Origin of the sequence: Cellulophaga baltica (genome assembly GCF_018861125.1) — a bacterium.
Classification (GTDB): Bacteria; Bacteroidota; Bacteroidia; order Flavobacteriales; family Flavobacteriaceae; genus Cellulophaga; species Cellulophaga baltica_A.
Genome location: NZ_JAHKQN010000013.1, coordinates 500,568 through 514,542 on the forward strand (window position 1 = coordinate 500,568; position 13,975 = coordinate 514,542).

The 13,975-nt window shown below is 30.7% G+C and carries 8 protein-coding genes; 5 read left to right on the top strand and 3 right to left on the bottom strand.

Features of this window, described 5'->3' with window-relative positions; translation table 11 throughout:
* Window positions 1-74: 74 nt before the first annotated feature.
* The gene (locus KO500_RS04950; RefSeq protein ID WP_215955392.1) at window positions 75-1,001 is read left to right on the top strand and encodes a PfkB family carbohydrate kinase; all 927 of its coding nucleotides are present in this window, start codon (window positions 75-77) and stop codon (window positions 999-1,001) included.
* 54 nt (window positions 1,002-1,055) lie between these two features.
* Window positions 1,056-2,954, top strand: a complete 1,899-nt coding sequence (locus KO500_RS04955) for an amidophosphoribosyltransferase (protein WP_215955393.1) — start codon at window positions 1,056-1,058, stop codon at window positions 2,952-2,954.
* Between the two features lie 869 nt (window positions 2,955-3,823).
* Here KO500_RS04955 and KO500_RS04960 read toward each other — a convergent pair.
* The gene (locus KO500_RS04960) at window positions 3,824-4,432 is read right to left on the bottom strand and encodes a superoxide dismutase (RefSeq protein ID WP_215955394.1); all 609 of its coding nucleotides are present in this window, start codon (window positions 4,430-4,432) and stop codon (window positions 3,824-3,826) included.
* Between the two features lie 122 nt (window positions 4,433-4,554).
* Here KO500_RS04960 and KO500_RS17540 point away from each other — a divergent pair, with 122 nt between their 5' ends.
* From KO500_RS17540 to KO500_RS04975, 3 genes are all read left to right on the top strand, one after another.
* Window positions 4,555-7,677, top strand: coding sequence for a UvrD-helicase domain-containing protein (locus KO500_RS17540; protein ID WP_215955395.1), 3,123 nt, complete (start codon window positions 4,555-4,557; stop codon window positions 7,675-7,677).
* 223 nt (window positions 7,678-7,900) lie between these two features.
* A complete protein-coding gene (locus tag KO500_RS04970; RefSeq protein WP_215955396.1) occupies window positions 7,901-9,241 on the top strand; it encodes an OmpA family protein in 1,341 nt (446 codons plus the stop codon).
* Window positions 9,242-9,313: 72 nt separating this feature from the next.
* A complete protein-coding gene (locus KO500_RS04975) occupies window positions 9,314-12,043 on the top strand; it encodes a PD-(D/E)XK nuclease family protein (protein WP_215955397.1) in 2,730 nt (909 codons plus the stop codon).
* A 1-nt stretch (window position 12,044) separates the two neighbouring features.
* On the opposite strand, the gene KO500_RS04980 is transcribed toward KO500_RS04975, so the two are convergent.
* Window positions 12,045-12,755 (bottom strand): SDR family oxidoreductase, encoded by a 711-nt coding sequence (locus KO500_RS04980; RefSeq protein ID WP_215955398.1) that lies wholly within the window; start codon window positions 12,753-12,755, stop codon window positions 12,045-12,047.
* Between the two features lie 81 nt (window positions 12,756-12,836).
* On the bottom strand, window positions 12,837-13,967 hold the full coding sequence (locus tag KO500_RS04985; protein WP_215955399.1) for a hypothetical protein: 1,131 nt from the start codon (window positions 13,965-13,967) through the stop codon (window positions 12,837-12,839).
* Between the last annotated feature and the right edge of the window lie 8 nt (window positions 13,968-13,975).

A 13,975-nucleotide genomic window follows, 5' to 3' on the forward strand; every position in this document is an offset into this window, starting at 1 on the left:
TTGTTCATACTTTTTTACAAGTACTTTACAAAGCTCAAAAGTTACCCTTATATTTGCATAAAATTATAGCTATAATGAGTAAGTTACTAATAGTTGGTACGGTTGCTTTTGATGAAATTGAAACCCCTTTTGGAAAAACCGACAAAATTTTAGGAGGAGCGGCAACTTTTATTGGTTTAGCCGCATCTCAATTTAATGTAGAAAGTGCAATTGTATCTGTTGTAGGTGAAGACATGCCACAAAAGTATTTAGATTTACTTTCTAGCAGAAAAATAGATTTATCAGGATTAGAAATTGTTAAAGGAGGAAAAACTTTTTACTGGAAAGGAAAATACCACAATGATCTCAACTCAAGAGATACTTTAGTTACTGAACTAAATACGCTTGCAGATTTCAACCCTATAGTTCCTGAAAATTACAAAGAAGCTGATGTGGTAATGCTAGGTAACTTACACCCAAGTGTACAACTTAGCGTTATTAACCAGATGACAAAAAAACCTAAGTTAATAGTACTTGATACTATGAATTTTTGGATGGACAATAGTTTACCTGAATTATTAGAAGTAATAAAGCACATTGATGTTATTACTATTAATGATGAAGAGGCAAGACAACTAACGGGAGAATACTCTTTAGTAAAGGCCGCTGCTAAGATTGAAAAAATGGGTCCTAAATATGTTGTTATTAAAAAAGGAGAGCATGGTGCATTATTATTTCACCAAACTAAAATCTTTTTTGCACCAGCATTACCATTAGAAGAAGTTTTTGATCCAACAGGAGCTGGCGATACTTTCGCAGGAGGTTTTGCAGGGTATTTAGCAGAAACTGAAAATATATCGTTTGACAATTTGAAAAATGCAATTATTCATGGTTCAAATTTAGCCTCGTTCTCTGTTGAGAAATTTGGGACCGAGCGAATGGAAAACCTTAATAAAGACGAAACAAATAAAAGGCTACTTCAATTTAAAGAGTTGAGCCAATTTGATATAGAATTACAATAACCCATTATGCCCTGAAATTTTCAGGGCTTTTTTAATTTCTGCAAGACACGAACAATGAGTGATGCAATTAAACATGAGTGCGGTATCTCTTTAGTAAGATTACTAAAACCGTTAGAGTATTATCAAAAAAAATATGGTACAGCATTTTATGGTGTAAACAAAATGTACCTTTTAATGGAAAAACAGCATAACCGCGGACAAGATGGTGCTGGTTTTGCAAGTATCAAATTAGACATGAATCCTGGCGAAAGGTACATGAGTAGAGTACGCTCTATTCAACAACAGCCAATTCAAGACATTTTTGCTCAAATTAATGATCGTATTAGCACTTCACTTAAAGAGCACCCAGAATATGAAAACGATGTTGCCCTACAAAAAAGGCATATACCTTATATAGGAGAGGTTTTATTAGGTCACGTACGTTACGGAACTTTTGGTAAAAATAGCATTGAGAGTGTTCACCCTTTTCTAAGACAGAATAACTGGATGCACCGTAACCTTATTGTTGCTGGTAACTTTAACATGACAAATGTTGATGAGTTATTTGACAATTTAATACAGATTGGGCAGCACCCTAAAGAAATGGCTGATACCGTAACGGTAATGGAAAAAATTGGCCACTTTTTAGATGACGCAGTTTCTAAATTATACAAGCAGATAAAAAAAGAAGGCTTCAATAAGCAAGAAGCTTCAGCTTTAATTGCCGACCGTTTAAATGTTGCGAAGATATTGCGTAGAGCAGCTAAAAACTGGGATGGTGGTTATGCTATGGCAGGTTTATTAGGTCATGGTGATGCATTTGTTTTGCGTGACCCTGCAGGTATTCGCCCAACATACTATTATCAAGATGATGAAGTTGTAGTTGTAGCTTCAGAAAGGCCAGCTATACAAACAGTATTTAATGTACCTTTTGATGCTGTTAAAGAATTAGACCCTGGTCATGCAATTCTAGTTAAAAAAAGTGGTAAAGCATCTATAAAACAAATACTTGAGCCTACGGTTCGTAAAGCTTGTTCTTTTGAAAGAATTTATTTTTCAAGAGGAAGTGACAAAGAAATATATCAAGAACGTAAAGAACTAGGAAAATTAATATTCCCTCAAATTCTTGAGTCTATTAATGATGATATAAAAAATTCAGTCTTCTCATACATTCCTAATACCGCAGAAACTTCATTTTTTGGTATGGTAAAAGAAGCTCAGAATTATTTGAACAAAAAGAAAGAAGAGCAAATTCTATCTATAGGTACCAAAATTACTAAAGAAGAGCTTCATGAAATTTTAGAGGTACGCCCTAGAATTGAAAAAGTAGCTATTAAAGATGCAAAACTCAGAACGTTTATTGCTCAAGATAGTGGTAGAGATGATTTAGTTGCCCACGTTTATGATATCTCTTACGGTTCAGTAAAAAAAGGTGATAATCTTGTTATTATTGATGATAGTATTGTACGCGGAACTACACTTAAGAAAAGTATTCTTAAAATGCTTGATAGGCTCTCGCCTAAGAAAATTGTAGTAGTATCATCGGCGCCACAAATTAGGTACCCTGATTGTTATGGTATTGACATGGCAAAACTAGAAGATTTTATTGCTTTTAGAGCTGCATTAGCGTTACACAAAGACAATGATACTATGCACCTAGTTGAGGCTATTTATCAAAAGTGTTTAAAACAAGTAAACTCGATTGACAAAGACGTTATAAATTACGTTAAAGAATTCTACGCTCCATTCACAGCAATTGAGATTTCTAAAAAAATTGGCGAACTTTTAAGTCCACCTGAATTAAATGCTGAAGTAGATATAATCTATCAAACAATATCTAACTTACACCAAGCTTGTCCTCATAATTTAGGTGATTGGTATTTTACTGGTGAATACCCAACTGCTGGGGGTAACCGAGTGGTAAACCGTGCCTTTATTAATTTCTATGAAGGTAAAAACGAGAGAGCTTATTAAGATTTACATTCGATGAAATACATTAATTAATGTATTTCATCGATAATATGTGTTCTATACCGATTATATAAGTGCTTCACCGATAGTCAAGGTACTTTTAGTACTGCCATAGCATAAGTAGGTTAAGTTCATGGTAAGATTTGGGGAAAAAGGTAGAGTTTTACTCTGCCTTTTTTATTTTCTGACATTAAATAGATTTTCTTTATAAGTATTTAAAGCAGAAAAGTTTACGGAGTACCACAATACAATTAATCTTATTTATTACATAGTACATCTAAAACTTTGTTTACGGAACAAGTACATATATTACTTTTGAAAAACCATAGCATAAGTAGGTTAAGTTCATGGTAAAGATTTGGGGAAAAAGGCGGAGTTTATGCTCCGCCTTTTTATTTTTAAGTATATCAAGATCATCTATAAACATTAAATAGCGCATTTCAACTTATTAAAATCCGCTTTTATCTAAAACATTGTCCAAAAAGTACTAAAGAATACTACTTTTGGAGGACCATAGCATAAGTAGGTTAAGTTCATGGTAAGATTTGGGGGAAAAAGGCAGAGTAGTACTCTGCCTTTTTCATTTCTGATAATCAACACTTTATCGTTAAATAAACAATATTATCGATAAACTGCATCACTTTTATTTTCTATACAGTTCATAAAAAGAGTCTTTTACCTTGTATATTTCTCACAATACCAGTAATTTAGCATTGCCATAGCATAAGTAGGTTAAGTTTATGGTAAGATTTGGGATGAAAAGGGTAGAGATTTCTCTACCCTTTTCTATTTAATAAAATCAAAAAACCTCGTTAGTAAATTTACTAACGAGGTTTTTTAAAATTTATATAAGTATCTAAATACTACTACAATTATTTGTTAGCGGCATATAATTCAGAAACTTTATCCCAGTTTATAACACTAAAGAAAGCATTAATATATTCTGGTCTTTTGTTTTGGTAGTTTAAGTAGTATGCATGCTCCCATACATCTAATCCTAAAATAGGAAAACCTTCACATCCAGTTTCTGGCATTAATGGATTGTCTTGGTTAGGCGTAGAACAAACTTCAACCTTACCACCTTTATGAACACATAACCATGCCCAACCAGAACCAAATCTAGTACCTGCAGCAGTAGTAAATGCATTTTTAAAAGCATCAAAAGAACCAAAAGCAGTATCAATTGCTGAAGCTAATTCTCCTGAAGGAGTTCCCCCACCATTTGGAGACATTACTTCCCAAAATAAAGAGTGATTGTAAAAACCACCACCATTATTTCTTACAGCATTATTAGACATATCTAAATTAGTTAAAATGTCTTCAATAGATTTTCCTTCTAAATCAGTACCTTCTATTGCGCCGTTTAATTTTGTTGTATATCCGTTATGGTGCTTAGTATGGTGTATTTCCATAGTTCTTGCATCAATATTAGGCTCTAATGCATCGTATGCATATGGTAATTTTGGTAATTCAAATGCCATAATAATTATTTTATTTAATTAATATATAGTTCTTTAACAAAGTTAACGTTTTAAGAAACTAATTCTACTATAATTTTGTTAAGAAACTGTATAAGATTCCGTATTTTGCAAGTAAAAAGTAGGTGATAAACTCTTCATACAATATATATAATGCCTCTGCTGGTTCAGGGAAAACCTACACCTTATCTAAAGCTTATTTGAAAATTATTCTTTCAAGTAATTCAACATCAAATTATAGAGAAATTTTAGCAATGACATTTACCAATAAAGCGGTAAATGAAATGAAAGAAAGAATATTAACTAGCTTATACGATTTTGGAAATGTTTTGTCAATTGATGATGCTCCGCCAATGTTTATTGACTTATTAACGGAATTAAATACTGATCTCGTTTCATTACAAAAAAAAGCCAAAAGAACTTTAAAAGAGATTTTACATAACTATGCATTTTTTGATGTATCCACCATAGATAAATTCACCCACAGACTCATAAGAACATTTGCTAAAGATTTAAAATTACCACAGAACTTTGAAGTAATATTAGACACTAATTTACTTTTAAGTGAAGCTGTAGATCGCTTAGTAAACAAAGCAGGTACTAATGAGAAATTAACAAACATATTAATTGCTTACGCTCTTGAAAAAGCTGATGATGATAAAAGTTGGGATATTTCGTTGGATATTTTTGACATGGGAAGGGAATTGCTTTTTAAAGAAAAGCACGAACAAATACTTGATACATTAGCCTTAAAAAATCTATCAGATTTTGATGAATTAAAAAAATCGCTTAGAAAAAATATTAAGATTGCTGAAGAACTTATAAAAAACAATAGTAAAGAAATACTAGATTTATTTGATAAAAATGGACTAGAATTTAGCGATTTTAGATCTTCATGGTTTCCAAAATTTATAGTAGAAACTTCAATTGTAAGTAGTAAAGTAAATTTTGATGCAGCTTGGAAGCAAGATTTTGAAAATACTCCTTTATATACCAAAAAATTATCTGACGATAAAAAAGGAGCAATTGATAACTTACACCCTACATTTAATGTTCTTTTTCAAGAAATTAAAAAAGCATTCTACACTTTATCATTTTTAAAAAATGCGTACAAAAACATTGTACCACTAACGGTTTTAAATGCTCTACAAAAAGAAGTAAAGACTATCGAGTTAGAACGTGATGAAATACCGTTAGCAACTTTTAATGCAATAATTTCTAAAGAAATAAAAGACCAACCTGTACCTTTTATTTATGAGCGTTTGGGAGAAAAATACCGGCATTATTTTATTGACGAATTTCAAGATACATCAGAATTACAGTGGACAAATTTAATTCCATTAATTGGTAATGCCTTAGAAAGTGAAGATGAAAAGGGAAATTTAGGATCATTACTCTTAGTTGGTGACACAAAACAGGCAATTTACAGATGGCGTGGTGGTAAAGCTGAGCAATTTTTAGACTTAGTGAACACAAAAAACAACCCTTTTGTTGTTACTCCTGAAATTGAAAACCTACCAACCAATTACCGTAGTTATGATGAAGTAATAAAATTTAACAATGACTTTTTCTCATCAATAAGTTCAAGTCTTAATAACGAAATTTATAAAACCCTTTTTAAAGAAGGAAATCAACAAAAACAAAACAATAAAAAAGGTGGTTATGTACAACTAACTTTTATTGAAGAACAAGATAAAAACCAAGATGAGCTTTATTGCAAAGAAGTATTAAACACAATACAATTAGTTTTAGAGAAAAATTATTTACTAAAGGACATTTGTATTTTAGTTCGAGATAAGAAAAATGGCGTTACACTTGCCAATTATCTAAATCAAGAACAAATTCCCATTATATCATCTGAAACACTTTTACTGAGTAGCAATCCAAAAGTTACATTTTTAATAAATTTATTAAAATATAGTTTAACGCCAGAAGATGAAGAGGCTGCCTACCAAATTCTTTATTTTTTAAATAAAAATAAAGAAACACTACATACCTATATATATGGTAACATAAAAAACATAGCAACACATTTACAAAACACTTATGATTTTGATTTTGAAAAACTAAGGCAAACATCAGTTTACGATGGTTTTGAGCAAGCTATTAAACTGTTTAAACTTACTGAAGATTCTGATGCATACCTAACTTATCTATTAGATGAAGTATTAGATTTAGAATACAAACAAGGTTCAAGTGCAAAAGTATTTTTAGATTATTGGGAAAAGAAAAAAGATAACTTAAGCATCAGTACACCTATTGGCATGAACGCAGTTCAAATAATGACTATTCATAAATCAAAAGGATTAGAGTTTCCTATAGTAATTTATCCTTTTGCGAATAGTGATATATATAAGGAAGTAAAGCCAAAAATGTGGTTACCTGTAGACAAAAATCAATTCAATGGTTTTGAAAATGTCCTAATAAATAAAAGTCAAAAAATAGTTCACTATAATGAAGAAGTAGAAGTATTATATGATGACGAGCAACAAAAACTTGAACTTGATGCTTTTAATGTCCTTTATGTAGCACTAACTAGAGCTGAAAAAAACTTATTTATAATTTCAAAAAAAGAATTTGATAACAAAGCAAAAAAACCAAAAGACAAATATTACTCAGGTTTATTTATAAACTATTTAATGTCATTAGGTTTATGGAGTGAACAAAAGCTTGAATATAGTTTTGGACTATTAGGTAATTCCACCAATAAAGAACAAGAAAACAATAAACAGGTAGAAATAAAACATCAGTATACATATAAAGAAAGATCAAGTTTTAAAATTGTTACAAAATCAGGTATGCTTTGGGACACTACTATTGAAGCGGCATTAACAAAAGGGAATACAATCCATCATATATTAAGTCTAATACAAACTAGGGACGATGTAAATAATTGTTTTAAACTTTTATATGACAAAGGAGAACTCAGTGAATTTGAATTAACAAGGTTAAAACAAAAAATACTAGGCATTACTGAACACCCCCAACTACAAGAATTTTATATTCCAGGTAACATTATAAAAAACGAAACAGATATAATTACTAAAAACGGAACATTATTAAGACCGGATAGATTGGTAATTAACGGTGACAATGTTACTATTATTGATTACAAAACAGGGCAAAGAAGTATATCATATAAAGATCAAGTAGACTCTTATGCATCAGCTTTAATAGATATGGGCTATACAATTAAAGCAAAGGTAATTGTATATATTAATGAAAATATAACTCCAGAGTTTGTTTAATAACTTAATATCTTACACTACTGATTAGTAATGTATTACATTAACAAATGATTCACATAAAATGTAATAATAATGGATAGATATTATATTTTTTGTACTTTAAAGGTTTAAATGCGTTATTTTTCATGTTAAATACATCAAAAAAAACCTTAAATTGGTTTTGTTAATAATTATTAACAACTTACATTTGTCGCTAATAAACCCTTAAATTAAATATAATAAAATGAAACATCTTAGCAAATTATTGGTTGTTGCCCTAGTTTTCGTAGGTATCAACAGCATTCAAGCGCAAGACGAGAATAATCCATGGCAAGTGAGCTTTGGTGTTAATGCGGTTGACGTTTATCCTACTTCTGATGTAAGTTCTTTTGGAAATGAATTTTTCAATGCAACTGATCACTGGAACATCCTTCCTTCAATCTCTTACGTATCTGTATCTAAGTTCGTAGGTAGTGGTTTTTCTGTTGGAGCAAGAGGATCTTTAAATAGAATTGACAAATTTGGAGATACTGATGTTGATGATCTTTCTTACTACGGTATCGATGGAACAATCAAATATAATTTCTTACAAAGTACAGTTATCGATCCTTTCGTTGAAGTTGGTGGTGGATACACTTGGATGGATGAAATAGGTGCTGGTACTGCAAATGGTGGTATTGGTGTTAACGTATGGTTTACTGAAAACATCGGTTTAACTTTACAATCTACTTATAAGCATTCTTTCGAAGATTACTTAGCTCCTCATTTCCAACATATGGCTGGTATCGCAATTAAATTTGGTGGTACTGATACTGATGGTGATGGTGTTTATGACAAAGATGATGCTTGTCCAGAAGTTGCTGGTTTAGAAGCTTTCAACGGTTGTCCTGATGCTGATGGTGACGGAATCGAAGATAGCAAAGATGCTTGTCCTAACGAAGCTGGTACTAAAGAAATGAACGGATGTCCTGATACTGATGGTGATGGTGTTGCTGATAAAGATGACGCTTGTCCTAATGAAGCTGGTACTGCTGCCTTAAATGGTTGTCCAGATGCTGACGGTGACGGTGTTGCTGATAAAGATGACGCTTGTCCTTCAGAAGCTGGTCCTGCTGCTAACAAAGGTTGTCCTTACACTGATAAAGATGGTGATACTGTTTTAGATAAAGATGATGCTTGTCCTGAAGTACCTGGTACTGTTGCTAACAAAGGTTGTCCTGAAGTAACTGAAGAAGTTCAAAAGCAATTAAATGATTACGCTAGAACTATCTTATTTGATACTGGTAAATCTTCAATTAAAGCTGAGTCTACTTCTGTAATGGTTGACATTATCACAATCTTAAAAGAATACCCTAATGCTAAATTTACAGTAGAAGGTCACACTGATAGCGTTGGTAGTGCTAAACTTAACCAAAGCTTATCTGAATCTCGTGCACTTTCTGTAAAAGAATTCTTAGTAGAAAAAGGAATTGAAGAATTTAGATTATCTGCTGTAGGTTACGGTGAAGATAAGCCTATCGCTTCTAACAGCACTAGATCTGGTAGAACACAAAACAGAAGAGTTGAAATTAACTTAGTAAAGTAATTTACTAGAGTTTAAACTCTAAATACATAATTAAAAGCTCCGCAATTGCGGAGCTTTTTTTATTTTTATATAATGCAAAGTTTCATTGAACAAGTACTCCAAAAAATAGTAAAAGAAAATAGTGATATCTCAAATATTATCTTTGTTTTACCGAGTAAAAGAGCAGGTACATTTTTAAAAAATAGCCTTTCGAAATTATTGGTTAAAACAACTTTTGCTCCTGAAATATATAGTACAGAGAATTTTATAGAAAAAATATCAGGCTTAAACTTTGCAACTAGTACAGAACAGTTATTTACACTCTACCAATCATATCTACAAACTAGTAAAGAAAAAGAGAAAGATAGTTTTCTAGTTTTTACAAAATGGGGACAAACTATTCTACAAGACTTTAATGAAATTGACCGTTATTTAGTGGATACTAATCAAATATTTTCTCACCTATCTGCTGTTCAAGAAATGAATATGTATTTAGAAGCTGATAAAACTCAAATGATAAGTGATTACATAAAGTTCTGGGAAAATTTAGACGGTTTATATCATCATTTTAATAACACGTTATTAGAAAAGAATAAAGCAACTCAAGGCTACGCATATAGAATTGCAAATGATACCATTAAAAAGTACATTGAATCAACATCAGACAAAAAATATATTTTTATCGGATTTAATGCCTTAAATAAAGCCGAAGAAAATATTATACAAGAATTCTTAAAACTCGAGACTTCGGAAATTTATTGGGATTTAGATACTTATTTTTTACAGGACTCAATACACGATGCTAGTTATTTTATAAGGCAACATAAAAAGAACTGGTCATACTTTACGCAACATAGTTTAAACGGAATAAGTAGCAATTATCTTGAACCAAAGAAAATTGAAGTGATAGGAGTTCCAAAAAATGTATCACAAGCAAAATATGTTGGTAATATAATTGGGGCCTTGCATCAAAACAAGCCAAAGGTTTTAAATGAAACTGCAATTGTTTTAGGTGACGAAAATTTATTAAACCCGATAATGAATGCTATCCCAGAAGAAATAGCACACATAAACATTACCATGGGATATCCAATTAATAAAACCCCCTTAGCTGGTATGTTCAATTTAATATTTGAACTATGGCAGGCTAAAGAAAACAAAGGTTGGTTTTATATCCATATTTTAAACATACTTTCTCACCCTTATATTCAACAATACTTAGAAGAAGATAAACTTAATAATGCAAACACCATTGCAACCAAAATAAAATCTAGAAATTGGATTTATGTCAAGAGCCAACAATTATATACTATTGTTCCTCAAAAAAAGAAAGAACTAGCCTTACTATTTTCTGAAAAAGAATTCTCACCAATCACATTTATTGAAATTTGTTTAGATATTATTTCTCATTTAAAAAATAAATTTCAAAAACTTGAAAGTTCATTAGAATTAGAATACTTATATAGGTTCAACACCTTATTCAATCAAATACTTATACACGTAAAAGAACATGAATTTATTAAAGATATAAAATCATTACAATCTTTATACAAAGAATTAATAAGCTCAGAAACATTAGACTTTCAAGGTGATGCATTACAAGGTACTCAAATAATGGGTATGCTTGAAAGTAGAAATCTTGATTTTGAAACCGTTATATTAACATCTGTAAACGAAGGAATTTTACCATCAGGAAAATCAAACAATTCGTTTATACCTTTTGATATTAAAAAAATATACGGATTACCAACTTATAAGGAGAAAGATGCAGTGTATACTTATCATTTTTATAGGTTACTTCAACGTGCTAAAAATATATATTTAATATATAATACAGAACCAAACGCTTTAGAGGGTAATGAAAAGAGTAGGTTAATTACTCAGCTACTAACCGATGAAAATGTGGCCAAAAACATTACAGAAATAACTGCAACCGCAGCTGTTAAACCAACCATTAACAAACTTGAAGTTGTAGAAAAAAATGAAGCACTATTAGGCTTAATAAAAGAGTTAGCTATTAAAGGTTTTTCACCTACATCACTAACCAATTATATTAGAAACCCAATAGATTTTTACAAGAAAAGCATTTTAAAAATTTATGATACTGATGTTGTTGAAGAAAATGTAGCCGCTAACACTTTCGGTACCATTGTTCACGATACTTTAGAAGATTTATACCAACCGTTTATAGGTGAATTTCTAAACAAAAAAACTCTCGAGGCACTTTACCCTAAAATAGAACCTACAGTCAAAGGTAATTTTATAAAAACCTATGCGGATGGTGATATTACGCAAGGTAAAAATTTAATCGCCTATAATGTTATTCTGAAATATATTGAGAATTTTATAAAGCTTGAAATAAAAGAAATTGAAAAGTACAAAATTAAAATTGTTGCACTTGAACAAGATTTAGATGTTCATATAAATGTTCCAACAATTGGTTTTCCAATACGAATAAAAGGAAAACTAGATCGTGTTGATGAAATTGATGGCATTACAAGAATCGTAGACTATAAAACAGGAAAAGTAATGGCGCCTGATGTAGCTATTACAGATTGGGAACAGATTACAGAAAGTTATAAAAAAAGCAAAGCTTTTCAGCTATTGTGCTATACGTTATTATACGACAATCAAAAACCTATTGAAAATATTAAAGCTGGGATTATATCTTTTAAAAACTTAAATGCTGGTATTTTAAAATTTAATTTTTCTAGAAATGATACAATAGACAAAAACACGCTTTTAGAGTATAAAAACGTGCTTTGTTTATTAATTCAAGAAATATTTAATCCTGAGATTCCTTTTATGGAAAAGGAAGTTTAAATTACTTTAAATCTGGCCTTGTAGGACGTACTTCTATTTTACTTGGTAAAGTTCTAGGGTTCATCTCTAAAACATCTAATACCAATTCACCAATATCTTCTGGTTGTATTTTCCAAGCATCAGAATCAGAAGGTACGTGGTTATTAAAATGTGTAGCTACTGAACCTGGCATAATTGTAGAAACTTTAATTCCATATTGTCTTAAATCAAGCATCGCAGCTTGCGTAAAACCAACAACACCAAATTTAGTTGCGTTATACCCTGCTCCGTTTGCAAAAAAGTTTGTGCCCGCTAAACTAGCAAGTGTTATATAATAACCCTCTGTTTTCTTCAAAGCTTCAACAGAAGCTTTTAAAGTATGAAAAACGCCATTTAAATTAGTATTAATCATTTGGTGCCACTCATCATCTGTCATTTTATCAATCGGAGCAAAATTACCAACACCTGCATTTGCTAAAACAACATCTAACTGCCCCCATTTTTCTATAATTGAACTAACAGCATCTTGCTCATCTTTTAATTTAGTAACATCAGAAGCTAATGCCAAAACATTTTCATCAGTCCCCAAATCATTAGCCGCTTCTTGTACACTTTTTAAAGTTCTACCACTAATTGCAACTTTCATTCCTGCTGCTAATAAAACTTTTGCCGTACTGTATCCAATTCCTTTTGATCCACCTGTTATATAAACTACTTTATCTTTCAAATTCATAATATTTATTTTTGATTGAAGTTAAAAATAACTTAAGAGCGATAAAAAAATGCAGTGTTATCTTTTTCTTAAATCATAATTTTAATCATCATCTTCATGGTCATCATCATCACCTTCTTCATCTTTACATTCCTCTTTAAATCTTAAAGACCTTAATCCATTAAGAAGTTCAATTTTATTTTTGTAGTCATTTTTATAGTCAGTAATCTCTAAAACAGTCCACATATAATTAAAATCAGGAAGGTCAATTATTTCAATTTCAAGAAACATTAAAATCCCAACGCCACTTGACTCCCAAGTACCAAAATATGTTTGGGAATCACTTATCACTACTATACTTCCATCTGATAAAAAATTAAATGAATAATCACTGTAATTATCTTTAATATTCGAACCATAAACGTACATTTTATCAACTTCCCAAGTATCACATGAAGACCATATATCAATAAGGTCATTTGTATCACAGGTTGTACAATCTGGTTCAACAATATCATTATTATCTTCCTCATCACAACTATCTTTTGATGTTTCAATTACAATCTCTAATTCTTCAATATTAGTAACTTCAACAACTGAACCGTCGTATAAAAAAAAACTTACAGGAAAGTATACACTTGCCAATTCATTAGCATCTAAATAAGATATAAAATCATACAATTCTTCATCTTCCTCAATAGTATTTGAGGAAATTAAAGTAGTAATCGTATTAAATGTAGAAATGACAATAGGGTAAACAATATCAACACATTCAATATCTAAATCTACCTCATTTTCTTCTCCACAATTAGAAACGTGCATTTCCATATCCTCTGCGTTTGGAACAACTGTTTTTGTGAAATCAGAAAAAATAATTGTAATAGGATAAACTATCTCTAATGTATCTTCATCCTCAGAATCTTGATTAAAAATATCTTCTACAAAATCAAAATCATCAATACTTAATAAATCTAATTGTGTATCGTTTACAATTACTGTCACCGGCAATTCAACAGAAATACAACTTGCACCATCAATTATATTATCTTTTGAGCCATCATTCATTGCTATTTGAAGTAACAGATTCGAAACATTAGACCCCACAACTAATCTATCTTCAGGTGTAGTCCCTTCGTAGATAGATTCCTCACTTCTACATGAACACATTAGTAGAATTATGAATAGAATTATTGTTAGTAATAAAATATTTATTAATGCGTTAATATTTTTCATGGTTAGGT

Bases quoted from the DNA above. Each gene is read 5' to 3' on its own strand.
- KO500_RS04950 (WP_215955392.1), top strand. From the start codon at position 75: ATGAGTAAGTTACTAATAGTTGGTACGGTTGCTTTTGATGAAATTGAA.
- KO500_RS04955 (WP_215955393.1), top strand. From the start codon at position 1,056: ATGAGTGATGCAATTAAACATGAGTGCGGTATCTCTTTAGTAAGATTA.
- KO500_RS04960 (WP_215955394.1), bottom strand. From the start codon at position 4,432: ATGGCATTTGAATTACCAAAATTACCATATGCATACGATGCATTAGAG.
- KO500_RS04970 (WP_215955396.1), top strand. From the start codon at position 7,901: ATGAAACATCTTAGCAAATTATTGGTTGTTGCCCTAGTTTTCGTAGGT.
- KO500_RS04975 (WP_215955397.1), top strand. From the start codon at position 9,314: ATGCAAAGTTTCATTGAACAAGTACTCCAAAAAATAGTAAAAGAAAAT.
- KO500_RS04980 (WP_215955398.1), bottom strand. From the start codon at position 12,755: ATGAATTTGAAAGATAAAGTAGTTTATATAACAGGTGGATCAAAAGGA.
- KO500_RS04985 (WP_215955399.1), bottom strand. From the start codon at position 13,967: ATGAAAAATATTAACGCATTAATAAATATTTTATTACTAACAATAATT.